Raw genomic sequence first — 17,463 nt, forward strand, 5'->3', positions numbered from 1 at the left:
CGGGCATGGCCGCGCGGATGGTGCCCGGTGTGCCGGGCAGGGTGGAGCGGCCTTTTTCGACGAACAGCACGCGCCGGCCTGCGCGGGCCAGTGAGTATCCCAGCATCCCGCCGCCCATGCCGGTGCCCACCACGATCACGTCCCACACAATGCGTTCGGCCTCGCGCCCACTGAGTTCGCCGTCAACCACGTGGAACTCCTCAACCGATCATGGGCCCACAGCGCAACCGGCCCCCGGGCGAACCGGGATCGTAACATCCGATATCGGTCGCGGGCGCCGACGAATGCCGCAACGGTCAGCCGCACCACCCGAGTGGCGTTCGTCCCTTCGAGTGACCGGGGTCGACTGCTAGCATCGCGCGCATGCCTGGACGCGGAGGCCCGGTGCGGATCGGCATCCTGGGCGCTTCGCGCTGGGCGCCGATGACACTCCTCACCCCGGCGAAGGACAGCAGCGAGGTCGTCGTGGCCGCGGTGGCCTCGCGCGATGTGTCCCGTGCCCGAGCCTTTGCCGCACAGCACGGCATCGACCGGGTGCATGACGACTACGCGGCGCTGATCGCCGATCCAGATCTGGATGCCGTCTACAACCTGCTGCCGACGAGCGTGCACGGCAGGTGGACTCGGGCCACGCTGGACGCAGGCAAGCATGTGCTGTGCCAAAAGCCGTTCACCGCCAATGCCGCCGAGGCCCGCGAGATCGCCGAACTGGCGGCCAAATCAGACCGGGTCGTGATGGAGGCGCTCCAATACCGCTACCACCCGTTGACTGCGCGCGTCGAGCAGATCATTGCGTCGGGCGAGCTCGGCAGACTGCAGCGGGTGGAGATTGCGATCTGCGTGTTACTGCCCAAGCGCTCCAACGTCAACGCCTACGACTACTCCCTGGCAGGGGGAGCGGTCATGGATGCCGGCGTTTATATCGTCGACATGCTCCGTGCCTTCGGCGGTTCGACCCCCGAAGTCGTCTCGGCGCGGGCGAAGCTGGACAGTCCTCAGGTGGACCGGGCCATGACGGCCGAGTTGCGGTTCGCGGGAGGGCACACGGGCCGGCTGCACTGCGCGCAGTGGTCCTCGGACCTGTTTCGGGCGAGCGCCAAGGTTGTCGGGGATCGCGGCCGGCTGCGATACCTCAGCCCGGCCGCACCCCATCTTTTCCCTCGGCTCTCGATCCGCTCGGCTGACGGAAAGCGGGTGGAGCGCTTCCCGCGGCGCAGCTCCTTCGCTTACCAGCTCGACGCTTTCGCCGGGGCGGTGCTGCGCGGAGAGCCGGTGACGACGACGCCGCACGGGGCGATCGAGAACATGACCGTGATCGACGAGATCTATTGCGCTGCCGGTCTTTCGCTTCGCCAGCCGTCCTGAACACGCGGTGTGCAGGTCGGTCAGCGTTGACCGGAGTGCGACAGCGTGATCTCGGGCGGTAGGGCACTGTCGGTGAGCCACGCGTCGACGGTGCATGCGAAGAGGTCCGGATCGCGCTTGTGCCATTCATGGGGCATTCCGGTTGCGACCCCGTCGACTCCATGGGGCATTTGCCGCGCAAGATCTGCAGCCCAGCGTCGCAGGATCGGTAGCTCCTTGCCGCCGGTGACGAACAAGGTGGGCGGATCCGCTTTTTCGAGTCCCTCGGGAAACGTGAACCCGGCGGTCGCCATGATGACGTCGGCCAGCTGGCCGCTGGTGATGAGACGTACGTCCTCGAGATACTCGTCGAGATGGTCCGAAGGAACCGCCGCCTGCCAGGCATTGCGGTAGTGGCGCACCAGCCATCGGTACATCGAGTTCCGGGCAGGCAGCGCCAGTAGCCGCCGCGTCAACCCGACGAACGGCAATGTGTTGACGGCGGTCCCGCACAGCACGGCCCGGTCGACGAGTTTCGGCTCGGTCGCCAACAGCTGCACCCCTACCTGGGCTCCGAGCGACCAGCCCACCAGGTGTGCCCGGCCGGTGGCTGTCCGGGTGCGGATGAGTTCTGCCACCGCGGTGGCGGCTCGGCCCATCTCGAATGGCCCCTGCTCGAAGCTCTTGCCGTAGTGGGGCAGATCCGGGACCAGGCAGCGATAATGCTGCAGGCGTTCGACCACCGGCTCCCAGGACCAGCCGCTCGTATATGCGCCGTGCAGGAAGACAATGGTCGGCGCTTCGACCGGACCCGATTCGCGTACGAAAAGGTCCACGGCAGGGACCCTAGCAGCGCTACCGGCAATCGTTCACACCCGCCGCGCGGGCATCAACCAGGGTGGTGCCGGTCCGGGTGCGTGGCCCGACTTTTGGGTTCCAGGCCGGTGGATCTGTCACTGGATTAAACTGCCACACGGGTGAGCACGTTCGGGCGATTTCCGCTGTCGATCCGCCGAACACGCACGGGTGACGGAAGGGCCAGGTTCCACGATGACTGAAGGTGTGTTCGGACGCAGCGACGCTGAGATCGACCTCCTGGTGCGTGGAATGCGCTCGGGCATCGCGGTGGTGGGCTTCGGCTACATCGGTACCGTGATCGGTGCCGTGCTGGCCGACCGCGGTTGGCCGGTGACGGGAATCGACGTGCGACAGGCCGTCGTCGACGAGATCAACCTGGGCAAGACCACCGTTCCCGAGCCTGGCCTGGGCGAACTCGTCGCCAGCAGCGTACGCGTCGGCCGGCTTCGCGCCACGACCGATTTCGGTGCGCTTGCCGACAACGACTTCGTGATCGTGACCGTGGGTACGCCGCTGGGGCCGGACTTCGAGCCCATCGTCGACGACATCAAGGCGGCGGCGCGGGCCGTGGGGGAGCACCTGCGTGCCGGCCACCTTGTGATCCTCAAGAGCACGGTTCCGCCCGACACCACCGAGAAGCTGGTCCGGCCGATCCTCGAGGAGACCTCGGGGCTGCGGGCGGGCGTCGACTTCGGGTTGGCGTTCTGCCCCGAGCGGCTCGCCGAAGGCCAAGCCATCCGCGAGCTGACGTCGATCCCCGTCGTGGTCGGTGCCGTCGATGAGCGCAGCGCCCGCGCGTGCTCCACACTGTGGCGACACGCCCTGGGGGTGGACTCCGTCGTCGTCGACGACCCACGGACCGCCGAGATGGTCAAGCTTGCCGACAACCTGTGGGTGGACCTCAACGTCGCGCTGGCCAACGAGCTGGCCAAGGTGTGCGACCGGCTCTGCATGGACGCCCTGCAGGTCATCGAGGCGGCCAACACGATGCCCAAAGGCGGGCGCGATGCGAACATCTTGCGGCCGAGCATGGGCGTCGGCGGGTACTGCCTGACGAAGGACCCGTGGTTCGTCAACCACCTGGGGCAGTCCCTCGGGTTGGAGCTGTCCATCCCGCGGACGTCGAGGACCGTCAACGACACGATGCCGGCCTACACCTACGGGTTGCTCACCGGGCTGCTTGCCGATCAGGGCAAGGCGGTCGAGACCAGCAAGGTCGCGGTGCTGGGCATCGCGTTCAAGAACAACACCGGCGACTGCCGGCTCACTCCCACCAAGTACGTGCTCGCCTTGCTCGAGGAGTCCGGCTGCCAGCTGTCGGTCCACGATCCCTGGGTGCTGGAGGAAGAGGCCCACACGGTGACGAAGATCCCGCTGACCGCGGACATCGAGTCGGCGGTCAAGGATGCCGACGCGCTGGTGGTGCTGGCGGGGCACCGTGAGTTCCACCAGATCCCGCTGGTGCGGCTCGCGGAACTGACGGCAGCCCGGTGTGTGTTCCTGGATGGCCGCAACAGTTTTGACCCGGCGGCGGTGCGCGCCGCCGGTTTCGTCTACAAGGGGATAGGCCGCTGAGCGGCCGATAAGCCAACGCAAACCGCTACGGGGAAACGAAAGAGCACATATGTCCAATGTCGTCGTGACGGGCGGCTACGGTTTCATCGGATCGCACCTGGTTTCGGCGCTGCTGGACCGCGGAGACTCGGTCACGGTGTTCGACGTCGCCAAGAGCACCCGCGACAGCAGCGTCGACTTCGACCGGCACGCCAACTTCCGGTTCGTGCAGGGCGACGTCACCGATCTGGCCGCGCTGCAACAAGCCCTGACCCCCGGAGTCGACACGGTCTTTCACCTGGCCGCCGTCGTCGGGGTCACGAACTATCTCAACGATCCGCTCGGTGTTCTCGACGTGAACGTGATCGGTACGCGCAACGTCCTGGAGTTGAGCCAGCGGCACGGAACGCGGGTCGTGTTCGCCAGCACTTCGGAGGTGTTCGGGAAAAATCCCAACCCCCCCTTCGCCGAGGACGACGACCGCGTGCTGGGTTCGACGAAAACCGCGCGCTGGAGCTACAGCACCAGCAAGGCCATGGCCGAACATCTCGTGTTCGCAATGCATTCCGCCTACGGGCTGCCGGTGACGGTGGTGCGTTACTTCAATGTCTATGGCCCGCGCCAGAATCCGATCTTCGTGATCTCGCAGAGCATCCATCGGATCCTCAACGGCCGCCCGCCATTACTGTACGACTCCGGTGCGCAGACGCGGTGTTTCACCTATGTCGACGACGCCATCGCCGGCACCTTGCTCGCGGCCGACAGCGACGCGGCGATCGGTGAGGCTTTCAACATCGGCAGCATGACCGAGACGACCATGCGTGACGCCGTCGATCTGGCGATCACGATCGCGAACGTCGATTCCGTGTCGAGCGCTGAAGCCGTCGACACCGCGGCGCGCTACGGGGGCCGCTACGAGGACATTCCCCGTCGCATCCCGGACTCGACCAAGGCGCAGCGGGAGCTTGGGTGGCGCCTCAACGTTGATGTCGAGGAGGGGATCCGCCGCACCATCGAGTGGGCGCGGGCCAACCCGTGGTACCTGGAAGAGCCCGCGGGGCGTCAGGCATGAGACGACAGACGAGCCTGGCGCGGGTTGTGCGCGTGCTGCCCTAATTGTTTGCGAGCGCGCGGTCGGCCAGTGCGCCGATCACCGGTGCCAACTGCCGGGAGTATTCCGGCGTGAGGTGGCTGTCGTCGAGGTAGACCTGGGTGTTGCCCACGATGACAGGGCAGCGTTTCACGGTGCAGAACAGTTCGGTGAGGTCGGTGTACTGGCCACCGCCGGCTCTGGTGACGGCGGACTCAGCGGCGATTCCGGGCTGGTTGACCGCGGTCGACGGTGATGGTGTGCAGGCCGTCACGTCATCGAGGTGGCTGGACAGGCACAGCGGCACCACCGAGTGCGGATCCGGGACCGGCCCGAGCACCAGCACCTGCGAACCGATGCTGCGGAGCTGCCGCACGAGGCGGGTCAGGCTGTCAATCCAGGCCGGGCCATAAGGCGTGAAACCTGATAGCCAACCGTTCTCGTTGCCACCACGGTATCCCCGCCACACGCTCAGGATGACCAGCCGTGGCCGCTCGGCGCGCAACCGGTCCATGACCTCACCGCGCCACTGTTCACAGCGCCGAAAATGTTCGACCAAACCGCTGAAGAGGCGGTTGGTGATGGGCACATCTATCAAGGGGCAGCCCATCTTGGCCATCATCTCCAGCCGCCAGGGTCGCTGCCGGGCGATCTGCTGGAACGCCGGATTCCACATCGCGGCATGCGAGTCGCCGACCAGGGCCACCGTGGTCGGCGAGGCGGTGTCGCCCGTCGCGCACTCAGGCTGGCCACCTTGGAACTGCGAGCGTAGGCAGCTGTCGGGCGAATCGCCCGTGCCGTTTGCGGCGCCGCCGGCAAGCGGCGGGCTCAGGTTCGACGGCACGGCTTTGATTGCCTCAGATGCCGCCACCGCGGTCTGCACTTGGGCGAACACTTGCGCCACCGCTGCGGCGTAGGCGTCGACGGAGGAGCCCGGGGGCGGAGAAGCCGCGATGACGGTCAGCGGCGTAGCAGCGGGACCGCGCGGGACCGGGACGGTGATCCATTGCGGTAACACCATTCCGACTGCGACGACGACTGCGGTGGCCGCACCGCCGAGCGCGAGGCTGGCCACGGCTGACCGGCGAATCGGAGCGGCGAAGCGGAGCGGGTTCTCGACGAACCGCAGTGTGAGCACCGCCAGCGCACCCGAAAGCAAAACCTCCGCCAGCCTGCCGCCCAGCCCCACTGAGTGGCCCAGCAACGCCTGCGTGAGCACGAGCACAGGCCAGTGCCATAGATACAAGGAGTAGGAGACTCGCCCGATCGCGCGCATCGGCGAGATTGCCAGGAGGCGGCCGCATCCCTGGGTAGATGCGGCACAACCGGCGCCGATCACCAACGCCGCACCCAGCACCGGCAACAGCGCAGCGGCACCCGGATAGAAGGTGGCTGCGCTCAACTGGGTACAGGCCAGCAGGATCACCCCCAGCCCGGCCCACCCCGCTGTCGCTGCAGCTCGTGGCGATAGTCGGCGCCACTGGCCGGCCGTGAGCGCGATCATGCCGCCGGCGGCCAACTGCCAGGCCCGGGTGGGCAGCGAGAAGAACGCCGTAGTGGTCAACAAGTAGGTGCTCAGCAGCGACAGCGCGAACGAGAAAACCGCGACCAGTGCAAGGACCACAAGATACGGGCGTCCTGAGGAGGGGACCCGGGTTCCACTGGCCCGTCGTCGCGCCCGCCGCGCGCACCCGATCAGCCACGCCGTGCCAATGACCACCGCCGGCCACAGCAGGTAGAACTGTTCTTCGACGCCCAAAGACCAGTAGTGCTGGAATGGCGACGGGGGCAGGTGACCGAAGTAGTTGACGCCTCGCGTGATGAACCAGAAATTCCCGACGTACAGCGCGCAGTAGATGCCGTCATCCATGACGGCCCGGGCCTGAACCGCGGGTAACAGGATCGCCGAGGCGATCATGGTGAGGACGCCGACCGTGGCCGATGCGGGCAGCAGTCGGCGGGCCCGCGCCCCGTAGAAGCGGCCCAGCCCGATGGTGCCGGTGGTGCTCACCTCGCGCCAGAGCAGTCCCGTGATCAGGAAGCCCGAGATGACGAAGAACACGTCCACCCCGACGAACCCACCACCCACACCGGGCATGTGCGCGTGGAAGAGAACCACAGCGACCACCGCAACAGCGCGAAGGCCCTCGATGTCGGGACGGAATTCCTTGTTTGCCACGCTGCGCGCCTGCGCTACTTCGTTAGCGCTAACGCTGTCGGCCTGGCGCACTTTCACCAATCTGTTCGAGGACGCGCTTGTCGAATCGACGAATTATCACACACACGTTCAACACTTCTCGGCCAGATCCTGCACTCCTTAGGCACTGGCCAGCTCTCCGACGGACCGAGGCGGCCGCTTGCCCCACAATTTCCGGCTTCCAGCTCGACAGCGCAGCTACCGGGTTATGCTGCAGTGCGGCTGAGCCGGGGACGCGGGCTGCCGCTTTCGTTCCCCAGGACGCGCGCGGGAACTGAAAGGCTGGGATTTCGCCGATGAAATTTGTGCTGGCAAACTGGGGAACGCGCGGCGAAGTCGAGCCCTACGTCACTGTCGGCCGCGAGCTGGTGCGTCGCGGGCATGAGGTGCACATGGCCGTCGCGCCTGAGATGGTCAGCTTCACCGAGGCGGCCGGGCCTGCGGCGGTCGCGTACGGACCGGCTTTGAAGGCCATCCTGGACCCGCACCGCGATTTCTGGGCGGGTTTGTTCGCCAACCCGTGGAGGATCCGGGAGCTGGGCAGGCTTTCGGGCGAATATTCGAAGCCCCTCATCGAATGTCGTGCGGAGGTGAGTGCGACGCTGACGTCGCTGGCGGAGGGGGCCGACCTGTTGCTCACCGGCATGAATTTCGAGGACGACGCCGTCAACGTCGCCGAGCATTTCGACATCCCGCTTGCCACCCTGCATATCTTCCCGCTGCGAATCAACGGCGAGCTCCTGCCGTTCCTGCCGGCGCCGGTGGCCCGCTCCGCGATGACGCTGCTCGACTGGGCGGCGTGGCGTGGAGGGAAGAAGGTCGAGGATGCGCAGCGCCGTGGATTCGGTTTGCCCGAGGCAACACGGCCGTGGCCGCGCCGCATCACCGAACGCGGATCGCTGGAAATCCAGGCCTACGACGAGGTGTGCTACCCCGGGCTGGCAGCCGAATGGGCTAAATGGAATGCGCAGCAGGTTCCCAAGAGGCCGTTTGTCGGCGCGTTGACGATGGAGTTGCCGACCGACAGTGACGACGAGGTCGCGTCGTGGATCGCCGCGGGAAAACCGCCGATTTGCTTCGGCTTCGGCAGCGTGGGCGTCGAATCTGCTGCGGCAACGCTTTCCATGATCAGCTCGGCCTGCGCGCAGCTGGGCGAGCGGGCGTTGATTTGCGCCGCCGGGACCGACTACAGCAACGTCTCCCACTCCGAGCACGTCAAAGTGGTGGGCGTGATGAATTACGCGGCGGCGTTGCCGGGCTGTCGCGCGTTCGTGCACCACGGTGGCGCCGGCACGACGAACGCGGGCTTGCGCGCGGGACTGCCGACGCTGATCCTGTGGACGCTGCCCGACCAGGGGCTGTGGGGAGCGCGCGTCAAACGGTTGAAAGTCGGTATGGGACGGCGTTTTTCGGCCACCACCGAAAAGTCGTTGATCGCGGACCTGCGCACTGTCCTGGCCCCGCAGTGCCTCACCCGGGCCCGCGAGCTGGCCGCGCGGATGACCAAACCCGCTGAAAGCGCTGCGACCACCGCCGACCTGGTGGAGAATTTCGCCCGCCTCACGCCGAAAGGGTCCCACACCCGGTGAAGCGGGCCGTCAGCGTTGGCGCTGTGCTCTCCGAATTGAACTGGCGCATCAGGGCCGGTGGTGTCCTCCTCACACAACGACCTCCCTTCGTTCGATCATCCGCCTATCGCGGCCGTCGGCGCATGATCGAGGCTCTCGGTCCCGAGTTGGCCCGCGAGGTGACCTGGCGCGCTGCAGAAGAGCCCTGTCTCACCGGGGACCTCGCGGCGATATTTCGCGAGACGCCCAACGTGCACAAGTGGGCCCACTACCTCCCGGTTTATGAGTCAGCGCTCGCGGGCTTTCGGTCCCGGCCGGTCCGCATGCTCGAAATCGGTGTTTTCCGCGGCGGCTCACTGCAGATGTGGCGACGCTACCTGCACCTCGAATCGATCGTGGTCGGCATCGACATCGACACCTCCACAAAGCAATTCGACAATCCCGGACAACGGATCCACGTCCGTATCGGTGACCAGACGGACACACGATTCCTGCAGACCGTCATCGACGAGTTCGGTCCCTTCGACATCATCCTCGATGATGGCAGTCACATGAACTCGCACATCGCACAAACCTTCCGTTATCTGTTCCCCCACGGGCTGGCATCTGCAGGTATCTACATCGTCGAAGATATCCACGCCAACTACTGGCCCAAATTCCGAGACGATCCGATGTCATTCACCGACCTGACGAAATGGCTCATCGACTCGATGCACGCCCACTATTTCTCGGCGACCAGCGGACTGCGCTTCCAGGTGGGCCACCCCGCCCGCGTGCGTGAACACCGAGTTCCCCTTGCGACGACGCTGATCGACAAGGTCGAAGCGTACGACTCGATCACGGTCATCCACCGCGCGAGGGGATCTCGGGAAGTCCCCGCGAGTCTCCCGGTGAAGCAAAAGTAGCGGCGGCTGCGCAGCTAGGGCCCAACCACCGATTTCACGTGCGGGTGGCAGCCCCATGCGTGTGATCGCTTGGCTCGACGGGGGATCGGGCTTGCTCGCCGATCCAGTCGAGCAGGGCGCGCAGTCCGTCCTCGAGCGCCCATGTGGGGCGCCAGTCGAGTTCCTTGATTGCCGGCTCGATGTCGCATCTCGCGGCGCGTACGTCGCCGTCGCGGAATTTTCCCACGACTTTCGGTTCGGGGGCATCGCAGAGGGTGGCGATCTTGTCGGCCAGCTCATGGATGGTGGACGGGGTACCGGACCCGATGTCGAGACAGCGCGCTCGGGTCGCGGGTTGTCCCATCGCGGCGAACAGCGCCTCGACGACATCGTCGATGTAGACGAAATCGCGCACGATCTGCCCGTCTTCGTAGACCTCCAGCGCTTGCTGCTCGCGCGCCAGTCGCGCGAACAGGGCGACGATTCCGGTGTAAGAGTTCGTCAGCGACTGGCCCGGTCCGTAGACGTTCTGCAGCCGCAACACGCTGAGGTGAGTGTCGTGGGCGGCGGCCCAGGCGGCCATGACGTGTTCCTGCGCGAGTTTGGTTGCGGCGTAGATGTTGGTGGGCCGGGGCTCGCTTCGGCCGGCACAGCTCGCCAGCGGCACCGCGGGATCGTCGGTGGGGCCTTGTGGATCCCAGATTCCGGCCACCAACTGAGCGTGGCTGCGCGGCGGCGGGTAGAAGACCTGCGAGCCGCATTGCCAGGCGCCCTCGCCGTACACGGCCCGCGAGGACGCCACGACGAGCTGGTCGGGCACGTGCGCCGAGCGGCTGAGGGCGTCGAGGAGTTGGGTGGTGCCCACCACGTTCACCGAGCCGTGGCGCGTCGCCTCCGACAGCGACTGCGCCGTCCCGGTCTCCGCCGCCAAATGAACGACGTGGGACGGTCGGCACAGCCGCAGTACCGCATCCCAGTCGGGGCCGTGGGTCACATCGCCGGTGCACAGCCGCACCGATGGCGGCAGGTCGATCGTCACCCGTTGGCCATGCACCTGCGGGTGCAGGACATCCATCACCGCGACGTCGTGGCCGGCCTCGACGAGGCGGCGCGCAAGCGCGGACCCGATAAATCCTGCTCCGCCGGTGATGAGCACCGATGCCGACACAATACGATGCCTCCGGTTCCTGTGTGGAGGAAATAAATGACCAGCACGCGCTGGTGATAGTTCAGACCGGGTCGATCATAAGCGGGACCGCGTTCGCGCCCGCAGCATGTCAACCGTTTGCGAGCGCGCGGTCGGCCAGCGCACCCATCACCGGGGCCCCGCGACCGCGCGCAAGCCTTCGATGTCGGGGCGGAATCCGGGCTGTACCGAGGGCCGACCCGGGAGTGCTTCGATAGGGCTGGCGCTGTCGGCGTGGCGCAAGGTCACCCACTTGGAAAGGAGCGGACGTACTCTCGAGTTCGGGAATTATTTCACACTTATCCAACGCGTTGGGTATGTTGGCGAATCGTCACGTCATCGTCGCCGGCGCGGCAGCCCGTGTCTCTTCGGGCCGGCGAAGGGGTGCGCGAGATCGCGGGGCCGCGTCAAACCGAGCATCCGGAGGTGAACGGGTGAGTGTGGTCGACAGTCCGTCAGTGGATAGTCCCGCAGCAGTGGACCGCACGACTGTTCACCAGCTGTGGAAGACGATTCTTGTCGGCATGATGCTCGGGGTGGCCGGGGCGTGTTATTTCGTGCCGTTGCTATTCGTCGGGCTTGCAGTGCTTGTTTTCTTGCTCTTGTGCGCGCGCCTGGTGTATCGGGGGCGCGGCCGCTACATACCGAACTTGTATGCGCGCGACATCCGGGTTTATGACGACACGTATCGCGCGTTCATCGGCCGCTCGCTTTCGAGTGTGCGAAAGTGCAAGATCGGCGGCCACACGTTGTTGTGGGAAGCGTCGCGACTGCCCCCGCCGAACCGCCAGAATTCTGACGAATTACTCCTTGACCTGGGCGTGTGGCTCGGCTGGTCGACGAGGCTGACCGCGGACGCGTCCGGCCGCCGGGTGTACGGCTTCGACACCTTTGAGGGCCTTGTCGAAGACTGGCAAGTCGACGATGAGATTTTCTTCGCGCGTGGAACCTTCTCGCTCTCGGAGCCGCTGGCGCAACGGTCCATGCGCGATACCGGGGTGAGTCTGCAGGACGGCTTGCCTGCGCCGCTCGGCCGCAAGGTGCAGTTCATCAAGGGAAGCACCTACGAGACCCTGGTTCCGTTCCTGGCTGACCGGCCGGACGCCCCGATCCGGCTGTTCCACATGGATTTGGACACCTACGAGAGCTGCCTGCATGCGCTGGAGACCTGCAAGGACCGCTTCATCGAAGGATCCGTTCTCGTCTTCGACGAATACCTCGTCACCAATGCCGAAATGCGGGCGTTCTTCGAGTTTCAGAACCAGTACGCGCTGGAATGGCGCTACCGGGCCTGGGGCCTCGAAACCATGGAGATGAACCTCGAGATGGTTGTGTCGCCGTGGAAGCGCATGGCGTATTACCTGTTGTGGATCGCCGGCTACTGGGTGGCAGGCGACGGCAGCTACGTCTGGAAGTTCTACGGCAAGCGGTTTTGGCGCTTCTGGCTGGGCGCACCGGTCGGCGACATCCTCTTCATGCTCGGCGCCGCCGGACAACGCAAGTCGGTCAGCCTGGAGATCACCGGCCTGGGGAAGTTGGACCGTACTCGCCCGCACGACCAGAACGGCCGATGAATCAGAAGATGACTCCGTTACCCGCAGTAAGGATGGTGCCCTGGTGACCGACGTGAACGTCTCGCTTCCGCCTGCGCTGCGCCGGGCGCTGGACTTGCTTGCCGATCCGCCGGCCGACCCTGATGTGAGCAAGGGTTATCTCGATCTGCTCGGCGCGGGATCAGCCCCCGACGACGCGGTTCGGCACGACAACACCGGCCTGGTCCAGGCCGCGTGGGGATCGCCGATCGGATCGATGCTCTATGACAACGCCCAGGCCTTTTTGCGGCGGCGGCTCACTGGATGGCGCCCTCCCGTCGAGTGGCTGAACATTCCCCCAGGGGGCACGGCGCTGGACGTCGGCTCGGGCCCGGGCAATGTCACCGCGGCGCTGGGGCGTGCCGCCGGCCCGGACGGACTTGCCCTGGGTATCGACATCTCTGAGCCGATGCTGGCCCGGGCCGTGCGCAACGAGGCGGGCCCGCACGTCGGTTTCATCCGCGCCGATGCGCAGCGACTTCCGCTGCGGGACGATACTGTTGACGCGCTGGTCTCGATCGCTGTGCTGCAGCTGGTGCCGGCCCCGGCGGCCGCCCTTGGCGAGATGGCCCGAGTGCTGCGACCGGGCGGCCGGCTGGCCATACTGGTCCCGTCGGCCGGGCGTATCACTCAGCTGCTGCCGAAAGTCAACGGGCGCGTATTCGGATTCGACGATGATGTTGTCGGAGACGTACTGGAGAAAAGCGGATTTGTCGGCGTGCGCGTCAAGAACTTCGCGACGTTTCAGTGGGTGCGCGGCATCAACGGATGAGCCCGACGCCCGGTGTTGCCTCGGCCCGGTCGAACGATGGTTGGAGGGGCTGACCGACAAGTGCCTGCGCCGCGGCGTGCTCACCGGAAGACGCCAGCAGTTAGCGGCCTGGGTAAACTCGGCCGGGCCCGTCCGCACGGCGCGAACCACGAAAAGCGAAGGGACTGGGGCCAGCGATGAAATTCGTCCTGGCGAGCTGGGGAAGTCGCGGTGATGTCGAGCCGAACCTCGCTGTCGGTCGCGAGCTGGTGCGCCGGGGCCACGAGGTCTGCATGGCCGTCCCGCCCGATTTGGTCGGCTTCACAGAGGCGGCGGGGGTCGCGGCGGTCGGCTTCGGGCCCGAGGCGCGCTCCATCCTGGACGCGCACCGCGAGTTCTGGACGTGCTTCTTCAGCCATCCCTGGCGGATCCGGGATCTGGTCAGGTCGCGCCTGGAAATTTCGGGGCCCCTGCTGCGGGCTTGGCGGGAGATGAGCACGACGCTGGTGTCGCTGGCCGACGGCGCCGACCTGATATTCACCGGCATCAACTTCGAGGACGCCGCCGCCAACGTCGCGGAATACCACGACATCCCGTTGGCCACTCTCCATTACTTCCCGCTGCGGCCCAACCGCCAGACCCTGGTCTTCCTGCCGGCCCCGCTGCGGCGTTCGGCGGTCGCGGCCTTCTGGTGGGTGTCGTGGCGCGGGGTGAAAAAGGCCGAGGACGCCCTGCGTCGCGAACTGGGCCTACCGAAGGCAACAGGATCGCCGCCGCGGCGGATCTCCGAACGCGGATCGCTGGAAATCCAGGGCTACGACGAAGCGCTCTTTCCCGGGCTGGCAACCGAATGGGCGGGATATGGGGGTCAACGTCCCTTTGTCGGCGCGCTGACGCTGGGGTTGGCGACGAACGCCGACGAGGAAGTCGCGTCCTGGATCGCCGCGGGAACACCCCCGATCTACTTCGGGTTCGGCAGCACCCCGGTCGAATCCCCGGCTGACACCATCGCCATGATCGGCGCCGCCTGCGCGCGGCTGGGAGAGCGGGCGTTGGTGGGCGCCGCCGGTGCCGACTTCAGCAGCGTCGCGCATCCTGATCACGTCAAGGTTGTGGGGGCGGTGAATTTCTCGACCGTCTTTCCCGCCTGCCGTGCCGTCGTGCACCACGGGGGCACGGGCACCACGGCCATCGGCCTGCGCGCGGGAATCCCCACACTGGTCCTTGCGACCGACATGGATCAGACGCTCTCGGGATCGAGGGTCACACGGCTGCAGGTGGGCACCGCTCGGCGGTTTTCAGCCACAACCGAAGAATCGCTGGTCACGGACTTACGCACCATCCTGGCCCCGGAATACGTCGCCCGGGCCCGGGAGTTCGCCACGCGGATGACCGAACCCGCCGAGGGACTCGCAGTCGCCGCCGATCTTCTGGAAGATTTCGTACGCTCCACACGGGTCGGCTGATCCGTACGGGTCGGCTGACCCGCAGCCAAAGCCGGGAGCGCAACCTATCGCCGCAGTTCACGCAGCACGTGCGAGCGCCGGTACTGTGTGCCGCGCATCAATTATCCATACCGGTGACGCGCGTCTCAGCCAGTGAGTAAGGTTTAGGACTTGTTACACCCCTGTCGAGTAAATGGACTGGAGACACGGTTGAGCATCAATCGGATCGACGATCGCAGTGGAAGCACTTTCCTCGTGGCCAACGACGACAAGCACCCCGAGACGATGGGCGGTCGGAAATGACCGAGAACCAGAACGGAGCTCTGCCGACCAACGGGACGCCCATCCGCCACGGTGCGGCCGAAGGGTTTGCGGTCATCGGCTACGCGGCGCGCTTCCCGGGTGCCGCGGACGTCGAGGAATTCTGGGAGGTGCTCCAGCAGGGGCGGGACGCGATTTCGGAGGTTCCCTCCGACCGCTGGGACGTCAACGAGTTCTACGACCCCGATCCCGACGCGCCCGGCAAGATCGTGACCCGCCGGGCGGGTTTCATCGACGACGTCACGGGGTTCGACGCGCCCTTCTTCGGGCTGTCGAACCGGGAAACCATGTTGATCGACCCGCAGCACCGGCTCCTGCTGGAGACGGCGTGGCGCGCGGTCGAGCATGCGGGCACCGCGCCTTCGTCTCTGGCGAACACCAAGACCGGCGTGTTCATGGGCCTTGGCACCCACGACTATCTGGGATTGATCTCCGAACAGCTGAGCTACGAGGAAATCGAGGCGTACGTCGCGATCGGGACGTCGGCCGCCGCGGGCGCGGGCCGGATCAGCTACGGGCTGGGGCTGCAGGGCCCGGCGGTCACCGTCGACACGGCGTGCAGCTCGTCGTTGGTGGCGATCCACCAGGCCTGCCAGGCCCTGCGCTACGGGGAATGTGACCTCGCGCTGGTCGGCGGCGCGAACGCGCTGCTCAGCGCCAAGACCGCGATGACCTTTTCCCACGCGCACATGCTGGCGCCTGACGGCAAGTGCAAGACCTTCGACGCGTCCGCGGACGGGTATGTGCGCGGTGAGGGCTGCGGTGTGATCGTCGTGAAGCGTCTGGCGGACGCGGTCCGCGACGGTGACCGGATCCGGGCGGTGATCCGGGGCAGCGCGATCAACCAGGACGGCGCCTCGGGTGGTCTGACGGTGCCCAACGGCGTGGCACAGCAACGCGTGATCGCCGAAGCGCTGCGGCGCGCCGGAGTCGCCCCCGGTGACGTGGGCTATCTGGAGGCGCACGGGACCGGGACGTCGCTGGGTGACCCGATCGAGGTGCAGGCCGCCGGTGCGGCATTCGGCAAGGGGCGCGAGGCCGAGCGGCCGCTGCTGATCGGGTCGGTGAAGACGAATATCGGGCATCTGGAGGCGGCCGCGGGGATCGCGGGCGTGATCAAGGTCATCCTGGCGCTCGAGCACGAGGTGTTGCCCAAGCACCTGCACTTCCAGAAGCCGTCGCCGCACATCCCGTGGGACCGGCTGCCGGTGCGGGTCGTCGAGGAGGCCACCGCCTGGGTGCGCGACGGGCGGCCCCGCATCGCCGGGGTCAGTTCGTTCGGGTTCGCCGGCACCAACTCCCACGTCATCCTCGAAGAGGCGCCCGCCGAGGTGGCCCAGGTGGCGGCGGCCCCGGCGCCGTCTGATGACCGGCGTTTTTGCCTGTTGCCGCTCTCGGCGCGCAGCGCGGAGGCCCTGGTGGCGCTCGCGCAGGACTACCGCGGCTGGCTGGGCGAGCACCCGGATGCCCCGTTGGCCGACATCTGCTTGACTGCCGGGGCGGGGCGCTCCCACTTCGAGCACCGGGCCGCCCTGTTGGTCAATTCGGCGCAATCCGCGCGCGAGGCCCTCGGTGCGCTGGCCGACGACCGCCCGGCGCCCGGTCTGGTGCGCGGGATATCCGACAGAACGCCGAAGACGGCGTGGTTGTTCACCGGCCAGGGCAGCCAGTACACCGGGATGGCCAAGGAGTTGTTCGAGACCGAGCCGGTGTTCGCCGAGACGATGACCCGGTGCGCGGAGACGGTTGCCGGTGTGCTCGAGAAGCCGTTGCTGGACGTTATTTTCGATCCAGAGCAGGAGGACACTCTGCGGCTGACGACCTATGCCCAGCCGGCGTTGTTCGCGGTGGAGATGGGTTTGGCGCGGCTGTGGCAGTCCTGGGGGTTTGAACCTGACGTGGTGCTGGGCCACAGTGTGGGCCAGTATTCGGCGGCGTGTGTCGCCGGCGTGTTCAGCCTGCAGGACGGGGCGCTGTTGATGGCCGAGCGGGGCCGGCTGTTCGGCAGCCTGCCCGCCGGCGGGCGGATGGTCGCGATCTTCGCTGCGCCCGAGCGGGTGGAGAGTCTGACCGATGAGTTTCCGAGTCTGTCGGTGGCCGCCTACAACGGCGCCAACACCGTGCTCTCGGGTCCCGCGGAGGATCTGGAGCGGGCGTTGGAGGGCTTGGAAGACGACGGGGTGCGCTGTGACTGGCTCGACACCAGCCACGCGTTTCATTCGGCGCTGCTGGATCCGATCCTCGAGGAGTTCGAGGCGTTTGCCAACCAATTCGAGTACCGGTCGCCGCAGCGGACGTTGGTGTGTAACCGCACCGGTGCGGCCCTGGGCCGCAGCGGGAGACTCGATGGTGCCTACTGGCGCCGTCATGCCCGTCAGCCGGTCGAGTTCGCCAAGAGTGTGCGTACCCTGGCCGATCTGAGTTGTGCGGTGTTGCTCGAGATCGGCCCGCAACCGGTGCTGACCGCCTCGGCGCTGCGGGCCTGGCCCGACCCGGCCACCGCGCCGCGCGCGATTGCGTCGCTGCGTAAAAACACCGCCGACCACCGCCAGATCACCGAGGCCCTCGCCAACGCCTACGTCGCCGGCCACCTGCCCGACTTCGGCGCCGTCGTGGGGGCGGCGCGCAAGCTCGACCTGCCCACCTACCCGTTCCAGCATCGCCAGTACTGGT

At 66.7% G+C, this 17,463-nt stretch carries 13 protein-coding genes; 9 read left to right on the top strand and 4 right to left on the bottom strand.

Annotated elements, in window-relative coordinates:
* Positions 1 to 190: FAD-binding protein (locus ACOJVU_RS17050; RefSeq protein ID WP_421530846.1), on the bottom strand; the 190-nt coding region annotated here is incomplete at its 3' end.
* A 173-nt stretch (positions 191 to 363) separates the two neighbouring features.
* Here ACOJVU_RS17050 and ACOJVU_RS17055 point away from each other — a divergent pair.
* On the top strand, positions 364 to 1,365 hold the full coding sequence (locus ACOJVU_RS17055; RefSeq protein ID WP_421530847.1) for a Gfo/Idh/MocA family protein: 1,002 nt from the start codon (positions 364 to 366) through the stop codon (positions 1,363 to 1,365).
* Between the two features lie 20 nt (positions 1,366 to 1,385).
* Here the strand turns inward: ACOJVU_RS17055 and ACOJVU_RS17060 are convergent, their stop codons facing one another.
* Positions 1,386 to 2,180: an alpha/beta fold hydrolase gene (locus ACOJVU_RS17060; protein WP_421530848.1), complete on the bottom strand. Its 795-nt coding sequence runs from the start codon at positions 2,178 to 2,180 to the stop codon at positions 1,386 to 1,388.
* Positions 2,181 to 2,394: 214 nt separating this feature from the next.
* Between ACOJVU_RS17060 and ACOJVU_RS17065 the strand changes: the two genes are divergently transcribed.
* Positions 2,395 to 3,777: a nucleotide sugar dehydrogenase gene (locus ACOJVU_RS17065; protein WP_421530849.1), complete on the top strand. Its 1,383-nt coding sequence runs from the start codon at positions 2,395 to 2,397 to the stop codon at positions 3,775 to 3,777.
* A 49-nt stretch (positions 3,778 to 3,826) separates the two neighbouring features.
* On the top strand, positions 3,827 to 4,828 hold the full coding sequence (locus tag ACOJVU_RS17070; RefSeq protein WP_421530850.1) for an NAD-dependent epimerase/dehydratase family protein: 1,002 nt from the start codon (positions 3,827 to 3,829) through the stop codon (positions 4,826 to 4,828).
* Between the two features lie 40 nt (positions 4,829 to 4,868).
* Here ACOJVU_RS17070 and ACOJVU_RS17075 read toward each other — a convergent pair whose 3' ends face one another.
* Positions 4,869 to 7,082: an acyltransferase family protein gene (locus ACOJVU_RS17075; protein ID WP_421530851.1), complete on the bottom strand. Its 2,214-nt coding sequence runs from the start codon at positions 7,080 to 7,082 to the stop codon at positions 4,869 to 4,871.
* 257 nt (positions 7,083 to 7,339) lie between these two features.
* On the opposite strand from ACOJVU_RS17075, the gene ACOJVU_RS17080 reads away from it, so the two are divergent.
* Together ACOJVU_RS17080 and ACOJVU_RS17085 are read left to right on the top strand one after the other, a co-directional pair.
* Entirely contained in the window at positions 7,340 to 8,632 is a 1,293-nt protein-coding gene (locus ACOJVU_RS17080; RefSeq protein WP_421530852.1) for a glycosyltransferase, read from the top strand.
* A gap of 122 nt (positions 8,633 to 8,754) precedes the next feature.
* Positions 8,755 to 9,516: a class I SAM-dependent methyltransferase gene (locus tag ACOJVU_RS17085; protein WP_421530856.1), complete on the top strand. Its 762-nt coding sequence runs from the start codon at positions 8,755 to 8,757 to the stop codon at positions 9,514 to 9,516.
* 34 nt (positions 9,517 to 9,550) lie between these two features.
* On the opposite strand, the gene ACOJVU_RS17090 is transcribed toward ACOJVU_RS17085, so the two are convergent.
* Entirely contained in the window at positions 9,551 to 10,651 is a 1,101-nt protein-coding gene (locus ACOJVU_RS17090) for an NAD-dependent epimerase/dehydratase family protein (protein ID WP_421530857.1), read from the bottom strand.
* Between the two features lie 554 nt (positions 10,652 to 11,205).
* Here ACOJVU_RS17090 and ACOJVU_RS17095 point away from each other — a divergent pair.
* The 4 genes from ACOJVU_RS17095 to ACOJVU_RS17110 form a co-directional block, all read left to right on the top strand.
* On the top strand, positions 11,206 to 12,255 hold the full coding sequence (locus ACOJVU_RS17095; protein ID WP_421530858.1) for a class I SAM-dependent methyltransferase: 1,050 nt from the start codon (positions 11,206 to 11,208) through the stop codon (positions 12,253 to 12,255).
* Positions 12,256 to 12,298: 43 nt separating this feature from the next.
* Positions 12,299 to 13,045, top strand: coding sequence for a methyltransferase domain-containing protein (locus tag ACOJVU_RS17100; protein WP_421530853.1), 747 nt, complete (start codon positions 12,299 to 12,301; stop codon positions 13,043 to 13,045).
* 176 nt (positions 13,046 to 13,221) lie between these two features.
* Entirely contained in the window at positions 13,222 to 14,490 is a 1,269-nt protein-coding gene (locus tag ACOJVU_RS17105) for a glycosyltransferase (protein WP_421530854.1), read from the top strand.
* 278 nt (positions 14,491 to 14,768) lie between these two features.
* A partial coding sequence (locus ACOJVU_RS17110) for a type I polyketide synthase (RefSeq protein ID WP_421530855.1) occupies positions 14,769 to 17,463 on the top strand: 2,695 nt, incomplete at its 3' end.

Source organism: Mycobacterium sp. THU-M104 (assembly GCF_049197365.1).
Classification (GTDB): domain Bacteria; phylum Actinomycetota; class Actinomycetes; order Mycobacteriales; family Mycobacteriaceae; genus Mycobacterium.

Bases quoted from the DNA above. Each gene is read 5' to 3' on its own strand.
- ACOJVU_RS17055 (WP_421530847.1), top strand. From the start codon at position 364: ATGCCTGGACGCGGAGGCCCGGTGCGGATCGGCATCCTGGGCGCTTCG.
- ACOJVU_RS17095 (WP_421530858.1), top strand. From the start codon at position 11,206: ATGATGCTCGGGGTGGCCGGGGCGTGTTATTTCGTGCCGTTGCTATTC.
- ACOJVU_RS17085 (WP_421530856.1), top strand. From the start codon at position 8,755: ATGATCGAGGCTCTCGGTCCCGAGTTGGCCCGCGAGGTGACCTGGCGC.
- ACOJVU_RS17080 (WP_421530852.1), top strand. From the start codon at position 7,340: ATGAAATTTGTGCTGGCAAACTGGGGAACGCGCGGCGAAGTCGAGCCC.
- ACOJVU_RS17070 (WP_421530850.1), top strand. From the start codon at position 3,827: ATGTCCAATGTCGTCGTGACGGGCGGCTACGGTTTCATCGGATCGCAC.
- ACOJVU_RS17065 (WP_421530849.1), top strand. From the start codon at position 2,395: ATGACTGAAGGTGTGTTCGGACGCAGCGACGCTGAGATCGACCTCCTG.
- ACOJVU_RS17105 (WP_421530854.1), top strand. From the start codon at position 13,222: ATGAAATTCGTCCTGGCGAGCTGGGGAAGTCGCGGTGATGTCGAGCCG.